Source organism: Chryseobacterium antibioticum, assembly GCF_012927325.1.
Classification (GTDB): Bacteria; Bacteroidota; Bacteroidia; order Flavobacteriales; family Weeksellaceae; genus Chryseobacterium; species Chryseobacterium antibioticum.
In genome coordinates this window covers 50,632-73,408 of the sequence record NZ_JABBGI010000017.1, presented here as the reverse complement: position 1 = coordinate 73,408, position 22,777 = coordinate 50,632, and the positions used below count along the sequence as shown (strand labels likewise).

Annotated in this window: 25 protein-coding genes and 1 riboswitch; of the genes, 15 read left to right on the top strand and 10 right to left on the bottom strand. The window is 37.5% G+C overall.

Features of this window, described 5'->3' with window-relative positions:
- The 3 genes from HHL23_RS14170 to dnaA form a co-directional block, all read right to left on the bottom strand.
- Entirely contained in the window at positions 1 to 504 is a 504-nt protein-coding gene (locus HHL23_RS14170; RefSeq protein ID WP_169235443.1) for a Cif family virulence factor, read from the bottom strand.
- A gap of 1 nt (position 505) precedes the next feature.
- On the bottom strand, positions 506 to 955 hold the full coding sequence (locus tag HHL23_RS14165; protein WP_169235442.1) for a low molecular weight protein-tyrosine-phosphatase: 450 nt from the start codon (positions 953 to 955) through the stop codon (positions 506 to 508).
- 141 nt (positions 956 to 1,096) lie between these two features.
- On the bottom strand, positions 1,097 to 2,551 hold the full coding sequence (dnaA, locus tag HHL23_RS14160; RefSeq protein WP_169235441.1) for a chromosomal replication initiator protein DnaA: 1,455 nt from the start codon (positions 2,549 to 2,551) through the stop codon (positions 1,097 to 1,099).
- A 136-nt stretch (positions 2,552 to 2,687) separates the two neighbouring features.
- Between dnaA and HHL23_RS14155 the strand changes: the two genes are divergently transcribed.
- The 5 genes from HHL23_RS14155 (at position 2,688) to HHL23_RS14135 (ending at position 8,176) form a co-directional block, all read left to right on the top strand.
- Complete coding sequence (locus HHL23_RS14155) at positions 2,688 to 3,098, top strand: acyl-CoA thioesterase (RefSeq protein ID WP_169235440.1); 411 nt, start codon at positions 2,688 to 2,690, stop codon at positions 3,096 to 3,098.
- A gap of 129 nt (positions 3,099 to 3,227) precedes the next feature.
- Positions 3,228 to 4,076, top strand: a complete 849-nt coding sequence (gene pheA, locus HHL23_RS14150; RefSeq protein WP_169235439.1) for a prephenate dehydratase — start codon at positions 3,228 to 3,230, stop codon at positions 4,074 to 4,076.
- A 378-nt stretch (positions 4,077 to 4,454) separates the two neighbouring features.
- The gene (locus HHL23_RS14145; RefSeq protein WP_169235438.1) at positions 4,455 to 5,177 is read left to right on the top strand and encodes a hypothetical protein; all 723 of its coding nucleotides are present in this window, start codon (positions 4,455 to 4,457) and stop codon (positions 5,175 to 5,177) included.
- A gap of 105 nt (positions 5,178 to 5,282) precedes the next feature.
- Positions 5,283 to 7,490 carry a DUF2339 domain-containing protein gene (locus HHL23_RS14140; RefSeq protein WP_169235437.1) on the top strand — a complete coding sequence of 736 codons (2,208 nt, stop codon included), beginning with the start codon at positions 5,283 to 5,285 and terminating at the stop codon, positions 7,488 to 7,490.
- A gap of 245 nt (positions 7,491 to 7,735) precedes the next feature.
- Positions 7,736 to 8,176, top strand: a complete 441-nt coding sequence (locus HHL23_RS14135) for a hypothetical protein (protein ID WP_169235436.1) — start codon at positions 7,736 to 7,738, stop codon at positions 8,174 to 8,176.
- 52 nt (positions 8,177 to 8,228) lie between these two features.
- On the opposite strand, the gene HHL23_RS14130 is transcribed toward HHL23_RS14135, so the two are convergent.
- A complete protein-coding gene (locus HHL23_RS14130; protein WP_169235435.1) occupies positions 8,229 to 9,506 on the bottom strand; it encodes a replication-associated recombination protein A in 1,278 nt (425 codons plus the stop codon).
- Between the two features lie 103 nt (positions 9,507 to 9,609).
- Between HHL23_RS14130 and yidD the strand changes: the two genes are divergently transcribed.
- Together yidD and lgt are read left to right on the top strand one after the other, a co-directional pair.
- Positions 9,610 to 9,861, top strand: a complete 252-nt coding sequence (yidD, locus tag HHL23_RS14125) for a membrane protein insertion efficiency factor YidD (RefSeq protein WP_169235434.1) — start codon at positions 9,610 to 9,612, stop codon at positions 9,859 to 9,861.
- A 423-nt stretch (positions 9,862 to 10,284) separates the two neighbouring features.
- Entirely contained in the window at positions 10,285 to 11,151 is an 867-nt protein-coding gene (gene lgt / locus HHL23_RS14120; protein WP_169235481.1) for a prolipoprotein diacylglyceryl transferase, read from the top strand.
- A 74-nt stretch (positions 11,152 to 11,225) separates the two neighbouring features.
- Here the strand turns inward: lgt and HHL23_RS14115 are convergent, their stop codons facing one another.
- On the bottom strand, positions 11,226 to 12,743 hold the full coding sequence (locus HHL23_RS14115) for an NAD(P)H-hydrate dehydratase (RefSeq protein ID WP_169235433.1): 1,518 nt from the start codon (positions 12,741 to 12,743) through the stop codon (positions 11,226 to 11,228).
- 246 nt (positions 12,744 to 12,989) lie between these two features.
- On the opposite strand from HHL23_RS14115, the gene mscL reads away from it, so the two are divergent.
- Complete coding sequence (gene mscL, locus HHL23_RS14110; RefSeq protein ID WP_169235432.1) at positions 12,990 to 13,433, top strand: large conductance mechanosensitive channel protein MscL; 444 nt, start codon at positions 12,990 to 12,992, stop codon at positions 13,431 to 13,433.
- Positions 13,434 to 13,485: 52 nt separating this feature from the next.
- On the opposite strand, the gene HHL23_RS14105 is transcribed toward mscL, so the two are convergent.
- Entirely contained in the window at positions 13,486 to 14,445 is a 960-nt protein-coding gene (locus HHL23_RS14105) for a D-2-hydroxyacid dehydrogenase (protein WP_169235431.1), read from the bottom strand.
- A 100-nt stretch (positions 14,446 to 14,545) separates the two neighbouring features.
- Complete coding sequence (locus HHL23_RS14100) at positions 14,546 to 14,950, bottom strand: LNS2 domain-containing protein (protein ID WP_169235480.1); 405 nt, start codon at positions 14,948 to 14,950, stop codon at positions 14,546 to 14,548.
- Positions 14,951 to 15,268: 318 nt separating this feature from the next.
- Between HHL23_RS14100 and idi the strand changes: the two genes are divergently transcribed.
- Genes idi through gcvT form a run of 3 tightly spaced genes read left to right on the top strand, consistent with a single transcriptional unit; the run spans position 15,269 to position 17,338 of the window.
- Entirely contained in the window at positions 15,269 to 15,778 is a 510-nt protein-coding gene (gene idi, locus HHL23_RS14095; protein WP_169235430.1) for an isopentenyl-diphosphate Delta-isomerase, read from the top strand.
- Positions 15,779 to 15,781: 3 nt separating this feature from the next.
- On the top strand, positions 15,782 to 16,252 hold the full coding sequence (locus tag HHL23_RS14090) for a hypothetical protein (RefSeq protein WP_228464768.1): 471 nt from the start codon (positions 15,782 to 15,784) through the stop codon (positions 16,250 to 16,252).
- A gap of 9 nt (positions 16,253 to 16,261) precedes the next feature.
- Positions 16,262 to 17,338, top strand: coding sequence for a glycine cleavage system aminomethyltransferase GcvT (gcvT, locus tag HHL23_RS14085; RefSeq protein ID WP_169235428.1), 1,077 nt, complete (start codon positions 16,262 to 16,264; stop codon positions 17,336 to 17,338).
- Between the two features lie 56 nt (positions 17,339 to 17,394).
- On the opposite strand, the gene HHL23_RS14080 is transcribed toward gcvT, so the two are convergent.
- The 3 genes from HHL23_RS14080 to HHL23_RS14070 form a co-directional block, all read right to left on the bottom strand.
- Complete coding sequence (locus HHL23_RS14080) at positions 17,395 to 17,583, bottom strand: hypothetical protein (RefSeq protein WP_169235427.1); 189 nt, start codon at positions 17,581 to 17,583, stop codon at positions 17,395 to 17,397.
- 83 nt (positions 17,584 to 17,666) lie between these two features.
- The gene (locus tag HHL23_RS14075) at positions 17,667 to 18,011 is read right to left on the bottom strand and encodes a hypothetical protein (protein ID WP_169235426.1); all 345 of its coding nucleotides are present in this window, start codon (positions 18,009 to 18,011) and stop codon (positions 17,667 to 17,669) included.
- Positions 18,008 to 18,364, bottom strand: a complete 357-nt coding sequence (locus tag HHL23_RS14070; protein ID WP_169235425.1) for an arsenate reductase family protein — start codon at positions 18,362 to 18,364, stop codon at positions 18,008 to 18,010. Before HHL23_RS14070 ends, HHL23_RS14075 begins: the two co-directional genes overlap by 4 nt.
- A 122-nt stretch (positions 18,365 to 18,486) precedes the next feature.
- Between HHL23_RS14070 and HHL23_RS14065 the strand changes: the two genes are divergently transcribed.
- The 4 genes from HHL23_RS14065 (at position 18,487) to HHL23_RS14050 (ending at position 22,769) form a co-directional block, all read left to right on the top strand.
- The gene (locus tag HHL23_RS14065) at positions 18,487 to 18,954 is read left to right on the top strand and encodes an acyl-CoA thioesterase (protein ID WP_169235424.1); all 468 of its coding nucleotides are present in this window, start codon (positions 18,487 to 18,489) and stop codon (positions 18,952 to 18,954) included.
- A gap of 50 nt (positions 18,955 to 19,004) precedes the next feature.
- Positions 19,005 to 19,072: riboswitch (Fluoride riboswitch) on the top strand.
- Positions 19,073 to 19,103: 31 nt separating this feature from the next.
- Positions 19,104 to 20,408, top strand: coding sequence for a voltage-gated chloride channel family protein (locus tag HHL23_RS14060; RefSeq protein ID WP_185194875.1), 1,305 nt, complete (start codon positions 19,104 to 19,106; stop codon positions 20,406 to 20,408).
- Between the two features lie 223 nt (positions 20,409 to 20,631).
- On the top strand, positions 20,632 to 21,510 hold the full coding sequence (locus HHL23_RS14055; protein WP_169235423.1) for a LysR family transcriptional regulator: 879 nt from the start codon (positions 20,632 to 20,634) through the stop codon (positions 21,508 to 21,510).
- A gap of 323 nt (positions 21,511 to 21,833) precedes the next feature.
- Entirely contained in the window at positions 21,834 to 22,769 is a 936-nt protein-coding gene (locus HHL23_RS14050) for a YeiH family protein (RefSeq protein ID WP_169235422.1), read from the top strand.
- The last annotated feature ends 8 nt before the right edge of the window (positions 22,770 to 22,777 follow it).

Genomic DNA, 22,777 nt, shown 5'->3' with positions numbered 1-22,777 from the left:
TTATTGTTTTTTAGTTCTTTCTTTGGGTGAAGGTTGAGGGAAATATTCCGTAAGATCCATAGAAAAAGTAACTGAGGTAATTTTCCATGTTCCGTGGATTTTCATCAAGGTCCAGATTTCTTTTCCCCAATTCTCCATTTTCCCATCATACCAGAAGCTGTAATCAAAATTAGCAGAGGCAATAGCTCCGTCTTCAATGATTTTTATATTATCAAATTTTTCTTCAGATTTATCATCTTTAAAGCTTCTGATAAAGGCTTTATAATCATCTGTAAAGTAGTACTCAGCTTTCGGATTTTTTTCCAAACGCTTGGCCTGAGTTCTGTCCTTATAAATCCCTGTCCAAAGTACAGGCTCTTGAAATAAGGACGCAAATTTCGCTTCATCTCTGGTTTTGATGCACTGCATAAAATCATCCATGAGTTTACGGATCGCAGTTTCGTCCTGAGTTTGGGCAAAAGAAAAGTTAAAGCTTAAAAAAAGCAGGAGAATTAATGTTTTCATATTATGATAGGATTTGGTTCTTAATGACATCACAACCTCTGTCCAGCAACTGGAAAACCTCTTCAAAATCATCCATATTTCCCCAGTAAGGATCCGGAACTTCGGCATTTTTATGATCACCCGAAGCGTCCAAAAATAATGACACTTTCTGGCGCTGTTCTTCATTTCTCGCTTTTGAGATCACATCTTCGTACACATCTATATCCATGCAATAGATTTTGTCAAAGTTCTCAAAATCAGCTTTGGTAATCGGTCTTGATTTCTGATTTGAAATATCAATATGATGGTTCGCAGCAGTCTTTATAGCTCTTTTATCCGGGTGCTTCCCTTTATGCATAGAAATTGTTCCTGCCGAATCTACAAAAAAATTTTCTGGGAGCTTCGTCTTCATAATTCCTTCCGCTACAGGACTTCTGCAAATATTCCCGAGACAGACCATCAATATTTTCATATCTTATTTTTAATTGAAAGATTAAATGATTTATACATAAGACAATTAAAGGTGTGAAATCATAACACTCAGCAACAAAACTAAATAAAAAATGAAGAATAAAACTATTCTCCATTTCAATTTATTCAGATTAAATGATTTCTATTTTTTGATTCTTTCCGCAAGATCTTTTACATACTTCTTTACTTCTTTATCAATTTTTGATACATCTTTAATGGTATCACAAGCGTACATTACCGTTGAATGGTCTTTTCCGCCCATTTCCTCACCGATCTTTGTAAAGGTAGCATTCGTTAGCTCTTTTGAGAAATACATCGCCAATTGTCTTGGGAGGGCAATTTCTCTTTTTCTGGTTTTAGAAAGAAGCTGTTCTTTTTTGATTCCAAAATAATCGCATACCACTTCCTGAATGTAAGGAATATTGATAACTTTCTTCTGGTTAGCTGCAATCTTACTGATGGTATCTTTCAGTAATTCAAGACTTAAGTCTGTTTTATAAACCGTAGAATAAGCAATTACAGAGTTGATCACCCCGATAAGCTCTCTTACATTGGTTTTAGCTTCAGCTGCAAGGAAGTCAAGCATATCACCCGGAAGAACGATTCCGTCTCTGCTTAGTTTATCTACGATGATCTGTCTTCTTGTAGAAAGATCCGGAGATTTGATCTCAGCAGAAAGTCCCCATTTGAAACGGGAAACAATTCTTTCCTGAATATCCATGATATCTGCAGGTGCCTTATCTGAGGTAAGAATGATCTGTTTTCCGTTCTGATGAAGATGATCAAAGATATGGAAGAAACTGTCCTGTGTAGCAGATTTACCTGACAGGAACTGAATATCATCAATGATCAAAACATCTACCATCTGGTAAAAGTTCGCAAACTCCGTCTGTTTGTGAGCTTTCGCAGCAGAAATGAACTGCTGGATGAATTTTTCGGAAGAAAGATAAAGAACTACTTTATCCGGAAACTGACTTTTTACTTCAAGACCTACAGCCTGTCCCAAGTGGGTCTTTCCAACGCCGTATCCTCCGTGAAGAAATAATGGGTTAAAAGCGGTTGCTCCTGGTCTTTTAGCGATTGATCTCGCTACCGTAGCAGCAAATTTATTACTTTCTCCTTCTATATAATTATCAAAAGAATAGTCCGATTTAAGGTTCGAATCTATATTGACTTTTCTTATTCCCGGAACTACAAAAGGGTTTACGATATTTGCAGAGAATCCCTGCGGCATTGTTTCCTGCATTTTTGGTGTAGGAACGCTCTTCCCCTTCATATTCATTGTCACTGGCTTTTCCTCTCCGGTAGGCCTGTTTTCCATTACTGAGTACCATAATTTCACTCCTTTTCCAAGATTTTTCTTCAGGGCAGCAGAAAGCAGGGACAGGTAATTATCCTCAATATATTCCTTGTAAAAATCGCTCGGCACTATTAGTGTAAGGTTATTGTCAACCAAAGAAAGTGGCTGTACCTTATCGAATAGCATATCGAAGGATTTTTCAAGCTTCTTAAGATCAGAATTGTCTTCAGCTGCGTTCAAATTATCCCGCATGAACTGGAGGCACTTCTGCCATATCATCATTAAATTTTCATCCATATTTATGCCCCGATTAAATCTTAGTTAGTACTTTTTGTAGAAGGAAGACAAAGGTCCAATTTTTTCTTTTCAAAAAAAAATATTGCAGGTATTGATTATTTAAAAATATATTTGTATGCATAAATACAGACTAAAAATGATACATACAACTCACTCAATAAGAGTACGTTACGGAGAAACAGACCCTATGAAATACGTATACTACGGGAACTATGCAGAGTACTTGGAAATTGGCAGAGTAGAACTCTTCAGAAACATCGGAATGTCATACGATGAAATTGAAAACCAAGGAATTTGGCTTCCTGTTTCGGAATATAAAATTAAATATATCCTTCCGGCCCTGTATGATCAAAAATTAGAAATTCATACGTATGTTAAAAAAATCCCGGGGGTAAGAATTGAATTTGACTATGAAATCTTCAATGAAGAGGGTGCTAAAATCACGGAAGCATCCACTACTCTATTCTTTTTAGATGCAAAAACTAATAAAATCATCAAATGTCCGGACTTCCTGATGAAACTTATTGAAGAGAACTGGAACAGGTAGCAGGTTTTAGGTTGCAGATTAGAGGTGAGAGACTACATCCCGTTAATTAAAGATGTTTGTTTTTAAACTAATTTGCATCTTTGCACTTCAAACCATTCTAAATATTATCTACAATTATATATACTACATATGAAGATCGCATTTTTGGGCCCTCATGCAAGTTTCACTCAGCTTGCGGCCACACAGCTTTTTCCGGATGGGGAACTTCTGCCGCAGGCTAATATTCTGGACTGCTTTAATGCCGTTGATACCGGAGAAGCTGAAAAAGCAGTAGTTCCCCTGGAAAATTCTATCGAAGGGACTGTTTCTATGACACTGGATTATTTATATAAAACACCGTCCATTAAAATAGAAGCAGAAGGCGTAATGCCTATTGCCCACCACCTGATGATCCATCCGGAGAACAACATCGAGGATATTGACAAAATATATTCCCATCCACAGGCTTTGGCGCAAAGCTTCCATTTTCTGGATACCACATACAAAGAAACAGCGAGGCAGGATTTTTCATCCACCGCTGCAGCTGCAAAATATGTTTCCGAAAATAAAGATCTTAAAATTGCTGCGGTTGCCAATCAGTTTGCCGCCAATTTATATGGACTGAAAATAGTCAACAGAAACATTCAGGATTTCGAGCAGAACCACACGCGGTTTATTGTGATTTCTAAAAATCAGACAAAATATGAGAATGACCACCTTGAGGTTTTGGGAGAAAAATCGGGTATGCTTATCAATCTTCCTGAGGATCATCCCGGAGGCCTTCATCAGGTTCTCTCGGTTTTTGCCTGGCGAAAAATGAACCTCAGCAAAATTGAATCCAGAACGTTAAAAACAGGTCTTGGGAATTATTTCTTCTTTATCAATGTAGCTGGAAAATGGAAAAATATACTGCATGGCAATGCACTTTTGGAGCTTCAATCGATCAATGCAGAAGTAGATTTCCTTGGAAATTACAAAGAATTCCTTCTTGAAAGTTAACAAATATTCATCTTACTCCAGTGACACTGCTCTAATAGGCAGTGTTTTTTTGTTAATAATCCCACGTCTAAATATCACATTTATAGAGATAACGGACAAAACGGCTCCATAATATCTCAGAAACACTGACATTATGAAAGATTTTTGCACATTAATTAATCATAAAATTGAGAAATATTAAAATAAAATATTTACTTTTACTGACGATTTATATTTACAAAATAACAACACATAACTATATTACGAATAACATATAATGAAAAAACAAACATACGTTTAAATTATTCTTAAAGTTATTCACATATAGTTAAACAAACCACAAATAAGGCATGATTTTTGCATTATAAATCCTGAAAACTAACTAAAAAAGACTTACTCATGAAAGCCAAAATCTACAGCTTATTTTTAGCTTTATCGGCAGTTAGCGCATTTTCCCAAGTCGGGATAAATACAGCTAATCCATCCGCTACACTGGACGTAAACGGAACTATGAAGATCCGTGACATCCCTATGACACCAGCTTTACCTGGATATACCATCATGGCAATGAACGAAGGAACATTTCAAGTTGCCAAAGTAGACCCACAGGTCATTATTGATGCCGCTACAGCTGCGTCTGGTACCAATACATCTGTTTATGCTGCTAAAAAAACTACAGGAATCTCTCTTTTAAGTTTAGGCCTATTCCCTACAGGATTTAGGGCCGTTAACTTTTTAGCTGCTGAAAGATCAGTGGGATCCGCTGCGTTATTCTCCGATACTGATAATACTTTTATCATACCATCTAACGGTGTTTATCAGGTAGGGTTTTCGTTCCGTTATGGATCAGGTCTTCAGGCTGCCATCCTTACCAATACTCCAGGAATCGGTATCTTCAGAGACAGAGCCGGAGTGGGAACTCTTATTGACAGCCGTGTATTTAGTGGACTTACCATTCCACTTGTATTAAGCTTAACGATTTCAGAAAGCACCATTAATTCTCTGTACAGCTTCCAAGCCGGAGACAAAATCTCGTTTGGACTTACAGGATCTTCTGCTCTTGATGTTGGATTACTGGGAGCAAGTGTTGGGTCTTTCTATATCTACAAAGTTTCTAATTAACAAATACAATTAATCACTCTGCACAATTAATCCATCACAGAATATGTGATGGATTAATTTTTTAGCGTTACAAACATTTGCTTTATATTTGATGAAAACTAAAGAATGAGTGAAATTCTCCTGACGATATTAATTATAGGGATCATCTTTATCTTCAACAATCTGAATAATAAGATCAGAAGACTGGAGAAAGAAGTTTCTGATTTACAATTTAAAATTACCCAACCTCAGCAAGACAGAGCAGTCCCGCAGCAAGAAAAACAGGAGTCAGAAGAACTCATCAGAACACCCCAACAGGTACAGAATGTTCAAACCCATGAGGAAATCAACATCAACGCTCCATCCCCTCAAAAAGACTGGCTGGAACCTGTTTTTGACTTTTTAAAGCAAAATATCCTGACAATCATCGGTATTTTCACACTGGTTCTGGGAATAGGCTATTTTGTAAAATATGCCATCGACAAAAACTGGATCGGAGAAACCGCAAGAGCAGGAATAGGCCTTGCTGCAGGCGCCGGAATCATGGTAGCCGGGCATTTTTTCAGAAAGAACTATGCTGTTTTTGCCTCTATTATCACAGGAGGCGGAATTGCAGTCTTATATTTTACGACAACAATTGCTTTTCAGGAATATCATTTATTTACCCAGAATACAGCTTTTGTCATAACGACTTTGGTCACCATCGTTTCTATTGTCCTCGCGTATTATTATAAAAGTGAGATATTAATCATTTTTGCAATGCTCGGAGGATTTTCCGCTCCGCTGATGATCAGTACGGGACAGAGTAATTATCTTTTCCTTTTCACGTATCTGACCCTCCTAAATATTGGCATGCTTGCCACCTCCTATCTTAAACACTGGAAAAGCGTGGGATGGACGGCTTATGCTTTCACAAGTATTTATCTCTTTTACTGGACTTCGGAAAAGACTGAACTGCTTAGTATTGTTTTTTACATCATCAGTTATATTATTTTCTACATTTTTGCACTTCAGGATTATTTCAAAAAAAAGACACTTTCGTCATGGGATACTTTAATGCTTGTGCTCATCAATTTTTCAAGTATTATCGGTCTGATCTATACCTTTAAAACATTAAACTACGAACCGGTTATTATTTTCCCGCTTCTTTTTGCAGTTGTTAATGGTCTGCTCCTGGTAAAAGAATATGGAAAGAAAAGTTTTGGTTTCAGTTATTCTATTTTTGCAGCATTAACGATCAGCCTTGTTACGATCGCAGTGGCGCTTCAGTTCAAAGCTCATCTTATTACAAGCGTTTGGGCAGTAGAAGCAACACTTCTTCTTTATATCTGGAAAAAAAGTGGCCACAGCATTTTCAAAACATGCTTTTATGTTCTGTTTCCTCTAGTCATTATTGCACAGATCATGACTTGGTCGGAATACTTCAATGCCAAGGACATGAGTTTGGTGTTTAATCCCGTATTTCTAACCAGCCTTGTTACCGTTGCCACCACCATTCTCAATCTATTTTTATTAAAGAAAATTAATGAGTCCGAAAAAAGGGAAGATCACTTTTTTGAAAACCTCTTTGCTATAGTAAGTTATGGAATTATATATATTGCCCTTCTTTTGGAGATTATCTATCACATTTCAGATAGGCATTGGCCAGCCATTACAAGCATTGGGCTTCTATTCAGCATCTATTACCTATTTGTACTGATCCTTTTCAGAAAAAAACTGGCTATTGAAGGGATTATCCAAACGGGTATGATTTATTTATTCTTTATCCTGATCGCTTTCAATGCTTCATTTGTGGCCTCAGAAGTCGTGATGGCCGTTTTACAGAAAAAACTGACTTTCGGTTTTTACATGATCCACCTGCTTCACTGGATTCCCTTTGTTTATGTTTTATGGAACATTGCTTCTATTAAGGATTTCTATAAAACCAACGCCTCTTACTTGGCCATTTCTGTAACACTTGTTATTGCAATAAGCTGTGGGTTTTATAATACTTATATTGTGAGTTCTGTAAAAGACATGTCGCATCTGTACAAAGTAAGGGAACATTTCAACATCCTTTACCTTCCCATTATATGGACCGTCCTGGCCAGTATCTTTATCTATATAAGCTTAAAAAAGAATATCCCCGAATACAGTAGAATCGGCTTTATATTGATCGGAATTACGGTCCTGAAACTTTACAGCTATGATGTGTGGCAGATGGATAATATTTCAAGAATTACTGCATTTATTATATTGGGGGTTATTTTATTATTGAGTTCATTTACCTTCCAAAGACTGAAGAATATTATAAAAAATATGGTTGATAAAAAGGAGGAAGAAAGGAAAGAATAAGAATGGAAGTTGGAAGTAGGGTTTAAAACCAGGTTTATATAGTCAGGTTTGCTTATACAACTTCCTCTTCCGACATTCATTATGATTTCGTGGAAACAGAACCCTGAAACATCCGGTTATAAAATCAAAAACCCTCAACAAAGTCTATTATTTCTAAGTAATATTTAAAATATCACAAAATTTCATTCACATTTTATAAAAATTAATTATATTTATCCAGTTTTTAACAGTTACATATTCCGGTTATGAAAAAAATACTCTATTCTTTTTTAATATTATCATCTGCAGTGCTATCTGCCCAGAAGAATCCTTCTGTAAAGTTTGCTGTTGCCAATGATATTGTGGGAACGGTAGGCATGTTCAATGTCAGAAAAGACATCGTTCAGAGCTCAAATACCTATAAAAGTCCGGCAGGATTACCACAAGGCTTAAAAAAATACGGCTTCATTGCAGAAAAAGGGCTTACTGAATTTAAAATCAAAAGCGGTCAGGAAGGTTTGGACAGAGTATCCCTTGCTCAACTGAACTCACAATATGGAGTAGCAGAAAATACACCTGTTTTTATCGAGGGCTACGAATTTACTGATACCAACATGAAGATCTACGGTGATATTATGGGTAATGTAGACGTTAAAGATCATAACGGAAGAAAAACAGTATTCCTAAGTGCCAATCTTATAAAATAAACTTTATACAACTACTTAAGAAAAAGGATACTCTCAAAGTATCCTTTTTTATTTAATATCTGTTATTCCATTTCTTCTTAAGTTCTTCATAAATTTTCTTTTCTGTAGCATTGTTACCCGGCTGATAAAGTTTCACATTTTTTATTTCTTCGGGCAGAAAATCCTGATCTACAAAATTACCCTCGTAAGAATGGGCATATTTATATTCTTTGCCATAATCCAGGTCTTTCATCAGCTTGGTGGGTGCATTTCTCAAATGTAGTGGTACCGGCAGGTTTCCGGTTTGCTTTACTAAAGCTAAGGCGTCATTAATGGCCATATACGTTGAGTTGCTTTTAGGAGAAACAGCCAGATAGACCGCCGTTTCACTTAAAATGATCCTTGATTCCGGATTACCGATCACATTGATCGCCTGGAAACAGTTATTTGCAATGACCAAAGCATTAGGATTGGCCAATCCTATATCTTCAGCAGCCAAAATGAGCATTCTCCGGGCAATAAACTTGACATCCTCCCCTCCCGCAATCATTCTGGCCAACCAGTAAACCGCCCCGTTCGGATCACCACCCCGCATAGATTTTATAAATGCAGAGATAATATCATAATGTTGCTCACCGTTTTTATCATACAGCGCCATGGTTTCCTGCAAAATATCCAGAACGTCCGCGTTGCTGATCTCTTCTTTGCTTGAATTCATGTATTGGTTAAGCACAAGCTCAACTGAATTGATCAGTTTCCTGGCATCCCCACCTGAATACTGGATAAAAGCTTCTTTTTCTATAATTTTAAAATCGGTTCCTTCCTCTTTATTATACTTCTGAGAAGCCGTATCAATCAATTCCTCTAATTTTTCATAGCTCAGGGCTTTCAAAATATATACCTGACTTCTTGACAAAAGTGCGGATACCACCTCAAAGCTTGGATTTTCCGTCGTGGCACCAATTAAAACAATCCAACCCTTTTCAACAGCGTGCAGCAATGAATCCTGCTGGGATTTATTGAAACGGTGGATCTCGTCAATGAATAAAATAGGAGATTTGCCTGAAAACAAATTCTGTTTTTTAGCATCTTCGATAACGTCGCGTACATCTTTCACTCCTGAAGAAACAGCTGAAAGTTTGTAGAATTTCCTGCCTGATTTTTCAGAAATGATTTCGGCTAATGTGGTTTTCCCCGTACCCGGAGGTCCCCAAAGAATCAGGGAGTTGAGTGCATTATTTTCGATCATCTTCCTGATCGTGCCTTTTTCGCCGGTAAGATGTTCCTGCCCAAGAACTTCTTCCAGGGTTTTGGGTCTCAATTTTTCGGCTAATGGTATATTTTGGCTCAAGATAATTTAATTTTTTTTGATAAACAGATTCAGGTTTTGGATCCCCGAAACTTCTAACAAAATTAAACTAATTTTAATTTTTTTACCCTATTTTTGCATTGTTTTGAAACTTACATTCAATAAAATCGTTAGTTTTCCTTTGGTAATTTTGATAAAATTTTACCAATGGTTTATTTCGCCCCTACTTCCCAAAAACTGCCGTTACGAACCTACCTGCTCTCACTATATGGTGGAAGCGCTTCAGGTACATGGTATTTTCAAAGGACTATGGATGGGGATAAAAAGAATTTCAAAATGTCATCCATGGGGAGGCAGCGGCTATGATCCTGTTCCTCCGAAAAAATTAAATCAGTAACAAACTATTAAATCAATAGAAATGAGTAACTTATTTTTCAGAATCTACCTCGTGGTATTTGCATTGATCACCCAGTTCGCATTTTCCCAGGAATATCTAGGAGGTTTATCTGACGGAACTCTGAAAGTAAACGGAGCCGATCTTCCGGTAAAGATTTATTCTACCACAGAGCTAATTAGTCTTAGTAGTTTTCCGGACAAGGCTACAGACAACAATGTTTTGGTCATCCTAAACGACTCTAATTTTGAACCTTCTCACTTTGATTCAAGCACTTCAATTATAACGAAATACAAGACTTTCAAATACCAGTTTTTCGATAAGAACTTTAAACTGATTGACAGTCCGGTGACGGAGGACAATATCACGGCTTTCAAATATGCAGTAAAGTCGGCAAAACCTATCACGGAGTCTGACAGTGTTGCTTTGGAAACACCTTTCAAAATCTGGGATCCTTCAAAAGGGATTCAGCTAGGACCTGTAACACTGCACTTCTACAGTTTAATGTTTGTTTTTGCTTTCGGTTTCGGTTATGTTTTAATGTTAAGGATTTTCAAAATCGATAATGTCAATCAGAAATATCTGGAGCCACTTTTCACATGGACGCTGATCGGAACTATTTTAGGAGCAAGATTAGGTCATGTTATTTTCTATCAGCCAGAGCTGTTTAAGGAGGATTTCTGGAGCGTATTTTTACCGATAAGCACTAAAAATGGCTTTAAATTCACCGGATTTTCCGGACTGGCAAGTCATGGAGCAACGATAGCCCTTATTTTCACTACTTTATATTATTCATTTAAGATTATTAAGAAAAATCCTTTCTGGGTATATGACAGAATTGGAATTGTGGTTGCTTTGGGAGGTGCATTTGTAAGAATTGGTAATTTTTTCAATTCAGAGATCGTAGGAAAAGCTGTTGATCCTAATTCCCCCCTTGCCATTCTTTTCCCACAGCAAAGCAGCGAATATGGCCCTACAGTTCCCCGTTATCCTGGTCAACTTCTTGAAGCTGCCGGATATTTCCTGCTGTTTATATTGTTATGGACATTATACAGAAAAACAAACAAGAAATATCAGCAAGGATGGCTATTCGGACTGTTCTTTATCATCCTTTGGGCTGTGAGATTCTTTGTAGAATTCCTGAAGGAACCTCAGGGCGACGAGTTCATCCAGATCGGAGGACTGAATACCGGACAGGTACTTTCCATTCCGTTTATGATCGCAGGAGTGGTGATCATGATTATTTCTAAAAAGTTCAAGATTACTCCGGCGGAAAACGAAAAACCGGAATAACGGAAATCAAAAATAAGAAAGGGCAAATTGGCAGAAGCGAATTTGCCCTTTTTGTTTTTAAGGTTTTCCAATAATCATAATTTAAAGCCGGCTCTTCTGTTCAATTCCTCAAAGACCTTTCCAAACGTATGGATTACATCTGTAGGAAGCATCGCTTCTTTAGAGTATTTTTCAGCAGCTAAATCTGCAGCCCTCCCATGGAGCCAGACTCCTAAAATGCATGCATTTTCTTCAGAATATCCCTGCGCAAGAAGAGAAGTCAGGATACCCGTAAGAATATCTCCGCTTCCTCCTTTGGCAAGCCCTGCATTTCCTGTAATATTATAAAATACATTTCCTTCCGGACTAATAATCTGGGTATGATGGTCTTTTAGTACAATAAAAATATTAAATTCTGCAGCTTTTTCACGAGCAAGCTTCAGTCTTTCAAAAGAGTTTTCTGTACTTCCGAATAACCGTTCAAATTCTTTAGGATGCGGTGTGATCACAGATCTTTCAGGAATCAGCTTTAGATTTTTATGATCTTTTGAAATAATATTCAGGGCATCGGCATCTAAAACCAGAGGATCGTGATAGTCTTTTAAAAAGTCCAGTAACCCTTTTTCTGTCTCTCCTTCAGTTCCCAGTCCAGGTCCTATACCATAAACGGTGTTGTCTTCCGATTTGAAATGGTCTATAAACCTGGTACCGCTTTCTATAAACATAGCTTCAGGACATGAGATCTGCAGAATTTCGTAACCGCATTCCGGAGCCAGTGTAAAAGTAAGGCCCGCTCCTGTCTTTAAGGAGGATTTTGTAGCTAGTACTACCGCTCCTATTTTACCATAGCTTCCACCAGCAATGGTCACTTTTCCATAGGTCCCTTTATGTGAAAACTCCTGTCTGGGTTTAAAAATACAGTCGATCAATTTTTCATCAACAGTAAAGTTTTCAGCAGCTTCCGAGTCTATATAGTCTGTATGCAACCCTATATCCAGAATGATTACTTTTCCGGCATACTGCCCGGTTTCAGGATGGAGAAAGCTTTTTTTCCAGCTTTGAAAGCTTAATGTATAATCGGCTTTAAAAATAACCGAATTCTCTTCAAATATAGTGTCAGCTGGTAAGCCTGAAGGAATATCAACGGAAATCTTAATACAGTTTTCCTCATTCAATACCTCAACCAATTCTTTATAAATACCTTCCAAAGGACGTGACAGACCGGTACCAAACAACGCATCAACAATGATGGTTTTATTATCAAAATTATACTGATCTGCTTCTTTGAACTCCCTAACAGAAATTCCAGAGAGATCCCGAAGTCTTTTTAAATTGACCGAAGCTTCATCTGAATATTTACCTCTAAAGTTCTTTACAAAAATGTCTACATCGAACCCTTTCATATAGAGAATTCTCGCTATCGCCAATCCATCACCTCCATTGTTTCCTGTACCACAGAATACTGCAATTTTTTTATGGTTTTTACAGTTTTCGGAAATCCAGCTGGCTAATGCCTCGGAAGCTCTTTCCATAAGCTGTATAGAGGAAATGGGTTCGTTCGAAATGGTAAAGCTATCCCAGCGGCGTATTTGTTCTGTGGTTAATATTTTCATAAGATGAAGTGAAACTTTTAACCAAATTACGAAAGATTTCTTTTACAGTCTATCCTTGTTAAAGAAATATCCGCAGAATATTATTATGATAAACATTTCATTAAAAATATTAATTTTCGTTAAAAAATGGCTCAAACACAATCCATAATTCAAGAATTATGGAATAAAAAAAACGCTAGAAATTAATGTTTTTTACATTTTTTAATTATATTTTTGTGTGTTTACTAATTAAAAAAAATATAAATTATGGGATTTGTTAAAGAATTTAAAGACTTTGCCGTTAAGGGTAATGCTTTCGATCTGGCTGTTGGGGTAATCATTGGAGGTGCATTTGGAAAGATAGTATCAAGTGTTGTAGATGACCTTATTATGCCTTTGGTTGGAGCTGTTATCGGTAAGCCAGATTTCAGCAGTTTATATCTTGTGCTTGCAGATGTTAACAACGGTGTAAAGCCAGGTATGACACTGGAAAATGCAAAAAAAATAGACGGAGCAAGTATTTTTGCCTACGGAAATTTTCTGACAGTGGGTATTAATTTCTTACTGCTTGCTATGGTCGTTTTCGTTATGATAAGGATGATTAACAAAATGAAAAAAACGGAAGCAGAAGCTCCTGCGGTTGCCCCTACTGCAGATCAACAATTACTGACCGAAATCAGAGACCTTCTAAAAAGCAAAAACAATATATAAAAACGAAAGCACCTCAAATTGAGGTGCTTTTTTATTTTTATCCGTTCAGCTGTTACTGAATCTGTAGAATACTTGAGATCTGTTCTGCCAGAGAAAGCCCGATTCTATCCTGAGCTTCTAAAGTAGATGCCCCTGTGTGTGGTGTCAATGAAATCTTTGAGTGGTTCAATATGGCTTTAGAAGGGGTAGGTTCATTGATGAAAACATCTAATCCTGCAAACTTCACCTTACCAGAATCCAGCGCTTCTATTAAAGCTGATTCGTCGATAACACCACCTCTTGAGCAATTCACGACAGCAACGCCGTCTTTCATGATGTCAAACTCATTTTTCCCGATCATATATCCTTCTTTCTGAGCCGGAACGTGCAGGGTAATAAAATCTGAATGTTTCAATACCTCCTGAAGCGGTTCCGTTTCAATATCTACATTGATGAACTGGTTATTGTAGAATTTCACTTTGATGCTTGCTTTTCCTACATTATTATCTGCTGCAACCACTCTCATTCCCAGTCCAAGAGCAATTCTGGCAACCTCCTGTCCTATTCTTCCCATTCCAACAATACCAATCGTTTTTCCTCTTAGCTCGATACCCGCAGTATATGCTTTTTTAAGGCCTGCAAATTCTGTATCTCCTACTACCGGCATTTTTCTGTTTGAATCCTGAAGGAATCTTGCTCCTGAAAATAAGTGAGCAAAAACAAGTTCAGCAACTGATTCTGAAGAAGCAGAAGGTGTATTGATCACATGAATTCCTTTTTCTCTTGCATAGTCCACATCAATATTATCCATTCCTACACCACCACGTCCAATAATCCCAAGCGAAGGGCATCCGTCGATAATATCTTTTCTTACCTGCGTGGCACTTCTTACCAACAAGGTGCGGATTTTATGTTCATTAATGTAATCTACCAAAAACTCTTGCGGAACTTTTGCAGTGATCACTTCAAACCCTTTCTCAGTCAGTGCATCAATTCCAGATTGATCCAGACCGTCATTTGCTAAAACTTTCATAAATACAATTGATATTAAAAAGTGAAAAGATTTAAAAATTAAAGAATTTTCAGTGCGTACACTTTCATTGTTCAATTTTTAAATCTTTATATATGTTTTCTTAATCTTCTCTGAAAACTTCAATGGTCACCTGCTTTTCTACAAGGTCTGTAAATCTGCCTTTGTATCTTGTAGCTCTTACCAAGTGATTGTCTATCCAGTGATAGTTACCTCCTCTCGGTTTTCCGCAGAGTACGCTGTGGTACTTGAAGCCGTGCTTATCCAGCCAGTCGATGGTAATCTGCTTCAGGTTTTCTGTTCTTGATGTGAAGAAACAGATCTGATGCCCTTCGTCATACCATTTGTTGACTGTTTCAAGTGCATCCGGGTAAGGCTCACAGGTAACCATTCTTTCTGGTTCTTCGTTCGGAACGTCCTCTGTAATGGTACCGTCGATGTCTATTAAGTAATTTTTTACCCCGTCCTTAAGAATAGGACTTATATGCTCTTTATATTCTAACTCCATCATTAAAATTTGAAATGCAAAGTTACGGTTTTTACCTTGAAGCTCAATATCAAATTTGATATATATTGAAAATACACTGTAAAAAATGCTATTTAGTGAATAAAATTAACAATATCTTATCATTAATCCAGCTGTAGTTAATTTTATTCCGTTTCTAATATGATTTTAAATTTTTAAATGTTTATAATACACCTAAAATAAAAATTGTCTCCTTAAAACTGATCTCCTGTTTATACTTCATCTTTGGCTGTTGTTGCATACATATGATGTTTCTCCAAAAATTTTCAAAATACATTTATTAGGCTTACATTTGTAGAAATGGAAGAATTTGTAGTTTTAGTAAATCCTGAAGATGACGTTTTAGGCCTTATGGAAAAGCAGCAGGCTCATATCAACGGGCTTCTGCACCGTGCATTTTCTGTATTTTTGTTCAATAGCAAAGGTGAAATGCTTCTTCAGAAAAGAGCATCAGGAAAATACCATTCTCCCAATCAATGGACTAATGCCGTATGCTCTCACCCAAAAGAAGGTGAAACCTATCTTGAAGGCGCCCAACGCAGACTTAATGAAGAACTGGGAATTAAAGCTGATCTTTCAGAAAAATTCAGTTTTATTTATAAAGCAGATGTAGGCGGCGGTCTTTGGGAACACGAACTCGACCATGTATTTGTAGGCAACCATGAGACTGGTTTCAATTTGAATAAAGAAGAAGTGGAAGATGTAAGATACATTTCCATGAAGGATCTTGACCAGGAAATCACTGAAAATCCAGGAAACTTTACCGAGTGGTTTAAAATTATCCTTGAAGAATATAAACACCATTTTTAATTGATGAAAAAAATACTGCTTGTATCCGCTTTTTTATCGGCAAGTTTATTTTTTGCCCAGAAAGCAAAAGTTTATGACAGTCCCGGCTACTCTATCCGTGTTCCGGAAGGCTGGAGATCTACCAATGACAACGAAATTGTCAATATTTTCCCGGACAACGAGATCGGAGCCATTACGATTTCAGAATACCATGATCTGGAACTTCCGAAGACCGATATGAAAAAATTCATCCTTGCCCTTTACCAGTCTCAGGAACCTGAGAATAAAATAAAGGAAAGCAAAGGTAAAAAAGGCTACACAGAATATTTTTACGAATATTTTGATGAAAAAGAACAACTGTTCTGGATCACCAGGGCTTTTCAAAAAGACAAAGACCTGTATCTTGTTTCCATCAACTGTGGCCAAAAGTTCTGGAACGGAAATTATATGAACTTATTTAACGAAACTTTCAACAGCTTTAAAATAAAGAAATAAAAATTAAATATGAAGAAAACAGCCTTATACGATAAACACGTTTCTTTGGGCGCTAAAATCGTACCTTTTGCAGGTTTTGAAATGCCTGTACAGTATTCTGGTGTAACGGAAGAGCATTTTGCCGTAAGAGAAAAAGCAGGATTGTTCGATGTTTCGCACATGGGACAGTTTTTTATTGAAGGACCGGGATCTAAAGATCTTTTACAGTTTGTTACGACAAACAATGTAGATGCTTTGGAAAACGGGAAAGCTCAATATTCTTGCCTTCCTAATGAAAACGGAGGAATCGTGGACGATCTTATTGTTTACAAAATGGAAGACGATAAATATTTCGTTGTAGTAAACGCGTCAAATATCGAAAAAGACTGGAATCATATCTCAAAATATAACACTTTTGGAGCTCAAATGACCAACGCATCTGATGAGATGTCATTATTAGCGATCCAGGGACCTAAAGCGACTGAAATCCTTCAAAAGCTTACAGAAACTAATCTTTCTGAAATTCCTTACTATAATTTTGCCGTTGGAAGTGTTGCGGGAGTCAATAATGTGATCATTTCGAACACGGGATATACGGGAAGCGGTGGATTTGAAATCTACTTCAACAATGAAAACGCTGAGCAGCTTTGGGATGCCATAATCAATGCCGGTGAAGCTGAAGGAATTGTTCCTGCCGGCCTTGCTGCAAGAGATACTCTAAGATTAGAAAAAGGGTTCTGTCTTTACGGAAACGACATTGATGATACTACGTCTCCTATTGAAGCGGGATTAGGATGGATCACGAAATTTGATAAAGATTTTGTTTCTAAAGATACATTTGCCAAGCAGAAAGAAGAAGGTATTACCCGAAAACTGGTAGGTTTTGAACTTCAGGACAAAGGAGTTCCAAGACATGATTATCCGGTAGTAGATGCAGAAGGAAATGTAATTGGAAAAGTAACGTCAGGAACGCAGTCACCCATGAAAAAGATCGGTCTAGGTCTGGCTTATGTAGACAAGCCTCACTTCAAACTGGGTTCTGAAATCTTTATTCAGGTAAGAAACAAGAATATTCCTGCTAAAGTAGTGAAAGCTCCTTTCGTATAATGTTCAAAAAATATTCAAATAAGAAGAGGCTGTAATTTACAGCCTCTTTTTTATGATTAATAACAGATACAGCAGATCTTTCTATCCGGACTACAGGCATCCCCGACTCCCGGAGTATTAGAAATAACGCCGCCACCCGGCCCACAAAGAGTAAAGCAATTGACAACAGGAACTTTACCTGCTCCCACAATCTCTTTTAATGCTGATCTGTTAAGATTTTTTGTTTTTAAAAAGTCTTTTTTCATGATATTATTTTTTGGTTATTATAAATATAAGTATTTAATAATGAATTCATTAAAAATAAATCACAAAATATGGATAAAAACGATTATTTCTTAGGCACATGCTGAAAACAATAATCATTTCCAATACGGGTGTAGTGCTTACATCTTGTCCCCGCTCTTGTTCTTCCTAAGCATTGGTTCCCTTTATTGACACCGTTTACTTTTTTAGGGCTGGAAACAATTCCATACACTGATGTTTTGGGAGGATTGCATATTTTACAGGGTTGAAGTCCGATTTTCACCGCTTTACTTACATCCAGGCCAGAAGAAACATTTTTCACCATTCTGCATGATGATACATGATATTTTGCCCCTGATGGGGTTCTATAGACTGTTTGTCCATAGAAACTGAATGAAGTAAAAAGCAGTATGGAAATTAGATATTTCATTCATTGGCTGCAAAGAATTCTCTTAAAGCCTCCAAGTTCTTCTTATCATTTCCTATAAAAATTTCGTTATCTGTAAGAAAAACAGGACGTTTCAGAAAAGTGTAGTGATCCAGAAGCAGATCTTTGAAGTCATTTTCCTGAAGAGTCTTTGCATCGAGATCTCTTAATTTGATCTGTGTTGATTTTTTACTGAACAAGGCTTCGTATGACTTTGTTTTTTTATACATCCCTTCCAGCTCATCCTTTGTAAGCGGTTCTTTTTTGATCTCACGGAGTTCCCAACCTTTAAGATTAAACTTGGCTAATATTTTTCTGCACGTATCGCATGTATTAAGATAGAATACTTTCTTCATTGTTACTTTTTAAATGTGTTATTTGTTAAATTTCCTTCTTCATTGAAGTTTGATCTTTCAAAAGTAGGATTTAATCTAAAATTCTGGAAATTATTAAATAACTTTATTAAAATTTTATAAAGATGCAGAACAAGCCTATTACTTTTCAGTTTATTTCGGAGCCTTCAGATGTGAATTATGGAGGAAATGTACATGGAGGAAGCGTCATGAAATGGATCGATCAGGCTGGTTATGCGTGTGCCACGACATGGAGCGGAAATTACTCTGTCACTGTTTATGTGGGCGGGATCCGTTTTTATGAACCGATTAAGATCGGGGAAGTCGTAAGAGTAGATGCACAAGTGATTTATACCGGAAAATCGAGCATGCATATTTCGATCAATGTTTTTTCAAGAAATCTTAAGCAGCCTACTTTCGACAAAAAGACCCACTGTATCATTGTTTTTGTAGCTGTAGATGAAAACGGTAAAAAACTCCCTGTCCCTGTTTGGGTTCCTGAAACTGAAGAGGAAAAACAGCAGGAACTGTACGCTAAACGCCTCATGGACCTGAGAACGCAGATTGAAGATGAAATGAAACCGTTTTTGTAGAACAGGAATCGTTTTTTGTTTTTACAATTCATAGAGAATAATTATATTTGCGATATAAAGGAAATGGTGCTCTTCCTTACCCAACCGCTTTACAGAAGCTGATGACGCCTGATTAAGAGATTATTAACCAATAACTGATCAGGATTATTATGTCAAAAAAACAACGAACACTTTATAGAAAAACAGTTTTTTATACCCAATTATTCTTTAGAAAATACCCTGCCCTGCCCTATATTTCAAAATGGCTGTGCATCAGTATCATCATTGGTGGTTTGGTGGGAACCGCTTCTGCCGGATTTCTGCAGTCTCTGGAATGGGCCACCAACTTCCGGGAAAATCACGTCTGGCTGATTGCATTGCTTCCGGTTGCAGGATTTCTTATTGGTCTCGTATATTATTACTATGGAAAAGACGTAGAGGCAGGAAACAATGTACTGATCGACAGCATCCATGATCCCAAAGAGATCATTCCTTTCAAAATGGCGCCTTTTGTTTATCTGGGAACTCTGGTTACGCATTTCTTCGGAGGTTCTGCCGGCCGTGAAGGAACAGCGCTTCAAATGGCGGGAGCTATTGCAGATCAGCTCAGTAAACCATTTAAGCTTGATAAGAATGAAAGAAAAATCCTACTTATCGCTTCCATTGCTGCAGGTTTTGGATCTATTTTCGGGACACCTTTAGCCGGGGCGGTTTTCGGGCTTGAAGTTTTCCTGATCGGAAGAATAAGGTATAACGCTATCTTTCCGGCATTTGCATCCGCAATTCTTGCAAATTTGGCCACCGACCTTTGGAATGTGAAACATACCCATTATCACATAGATCTTATTCCTAAAATAGAATTTCTACCTATTTTATACAGTATTCTGGCTGGAATTGCTTTTGGGATCTGTGCGGCGGGTTTCAGCAGGTTTATTCATTGGGTAAGTTCTGTTTTTAAATCTAAAATCCAATATCCTCCGTTTCGTCCTGTGTTGGGTGGAATTATTGTTGCTCTGGCCGTTTTTGCTCTGGGAACTACAAGATACATCGGGCTGGGAATTCCGGTGATTGTAGAATCTTTTGAGAAACAACTTCCACTATATGATTTTGCTCTAAAAATGATCTTTACCATTGTTACCCTTTCAGCTGGATTTAAAGGGGGGGAAGTGACTCCTCTATTTTTTATCGGAGCGACTCTTGGAAGTGCGTTATCCTTTTTTATTCCGTTACCATTCGGACTGCTTGCAGGAATGGGTTTTGTAGCCGTATTTGCGGGAGCAACCAATACGCCGCTGGCCTGTATGCTGATGGGAATTGAATTATTCGGAGCAGAATCCGGTGTCTATATCGCTATTGCTTGCGTGGTTTCCTATTTAATTTCCGGCCACAACAGTATTTATACAAAACAAAAGATCGGAGAAACGAAAAACAGTAGATTTCAAAATGATCAGGACAAATCTATTTCGGATCTGTGAGAGGTTCAGGGTTTGAGTGTTATAGAGTTTGAGAGTCTTAGAGTAGTGGTTAGGTAAGTTTCGCGGTACGGGGTTTCGGGTAAAAATAGCATGCTAAATATCTTAAGTTCCTTACTCCGAAAACGCTCAGACCCTATAACTCTATAACACTCAAACTTCACCACACAACTGGCATCCCTTTCCCGTATAATTTTACTAAATTTACTACCCATAAGCTCCGACAATGTTCGACTACAGATTAAAAGTTTTCCATACCGCTGCCTCAAGACTGAGTTTTACGAAAGCTTCCGAGGAACTTCATATTTCGCAACCTGCCGTGACCAAGCACATCAAAGAAATTGAAAGTCAGCTCGGGACAAAGCTTTTCGACAGAAAGGGAACTTCTGTCCAGCTTACTCAAAGTGGAAAAGTTTTATATGAATATGCCGAAAAGATCCGGAATCTCTACCGGGATCTGGAATTTGAGATCAGCCAGATCAATGAACAGCATAAAGGAAAACTGATCATTGGAGCCAGCACAAGCGTTGCACAGTATGTTTTGCCTGAAATACTGGCTACATTCAATGCTTATTATCAAGAGATTAAGATCGAACTGATTACGCACAATACAGAAATTATTTCCGAACTTTTAAAGGAAGGAAAGATCGATCTGGGGATTATTGAAGGGGAATCTCAGTCTTCTTTTTTTGATTATAAAATTTTTAAAGCTGATGAGATCGTTCTTACGGCAAAGACAGACCATCCGCTAGCTCATAAAACTTTAAGCCTAAAAGATCTTTACGACTTAAACCTGATCTTCCGGGAACAGGGCTCGGGCACCCTGGAGTTTATCCAAAACCGGTTGAAGGAAAAAGGAATCAATATCGCAGAACTGAATACTGTCATGCAGCTGGGAAGCAGCGAAAGTATTAAGAATTACCTCTTACACTCGGATTGTATGGCGTTTTTGTCGATCAGTACCATTTTGAATGAATTAAAGAACAATACCCTTACGATTGTTGATATCAAAAACTTCAGTATTGAGAGAAATTTTCACTTTATCCTTCCAAAAGGAGAACAGTCGGAGATGATTAAACTTTTTCTGAGATTTGTGAAGAATTAGGGGTTAGGTTGCAGGTGTCGCAGTTTAAAAGTCTCGTCTTCGGATTGTGATTGTAGACAAGTGTATGATGTGAATGGTGAATTTTGCTTCGCAAGTGAATGGTGAATTTTGGGTCCAAACATTAGATTTCAGATTTCAGACACCAGATATCAGACGTTCAATCAACAACTCGACAACAAGGAACCAGCAACTGACAACCCTTTTCCAACTCATCTACAAAACTTTTTCACCTCGAAACCCATAACCAAAAGTTATCCATTATAATAAAATACAATTTACTTTGTAATGCTATATTTCGGAATTTTGGAGTCTAAACTTATTGTATGAAAGACTTCTTCCAAAATGAAACGATACGAAAAACTATTTTTATTATACTGGCCCTCGTATGTCTGACTCCTTGGGTCTCCTCACCTATTGCACTGGCCCTTGGTTTTGGTCTGGCAGTTCTTATAGGCAATCCATTTGAAAAACATCTTCATCAATATATTCACCTGCTTCTTCAGATCTCGATTGTAGGATTGGGTTTCGGACTTAAATTGAATGAAGCGCTCGAGGCAGGAAAAACGGGCTTCTTTTTAACGGTTGTCAGTATTTTGACAGTGATGATTCTGGGCTATATTTTAGGCAAGGTATTTAAGCTTGAGAGAAAGCTATCTTATCTGATCTCTGCGGGAACAGCGATCTGCGGCGGAAGTGCCATTGCAGCCGTATCTCCTATTATAAAACCGAGCACAAAAGAAATTTCTCTGGGGCTGGCTATTATTTTTACGCTGAATTCTGTGGCATTGTTTGTTTATCCTGCTATTGGGCATCTTTTGCATCTTTCCCAGGAACAGTTCGGGCTTTGGTGCGCGGTAGGAATTCATGATACCAGTTCTGTGGTAGGCGCTGCCGGAAAATATGGAAACGAGGCTCTAAAAATAGCCACAACGGTAAAACTGGCCCGTGCTTTATGGATTATTCCGGTTTCTGTGATCACGATGTTTATTTTTAAGAATAAGGAATCGAAGATTAAAATCCCTTGGTTCATAGGATGGTTTATTCTGGCCATTCTTTTAAACACTTATTTTTCGGTTTTTGACTATTTCAGTACTTCTGTGACTACAGTGGCAAAATACGGCCTTAATCTTACTTTATTCTTCATTGGATCTACTCTTTCGATCCAGACTCTAAGATCGATAGGTAGTAAACCATTGGCAGTAGCTGTTATTTTATGGATTACTATAAGTGTAGGGAGTTTGCTTTACATCATCAGTTAAATGACAAA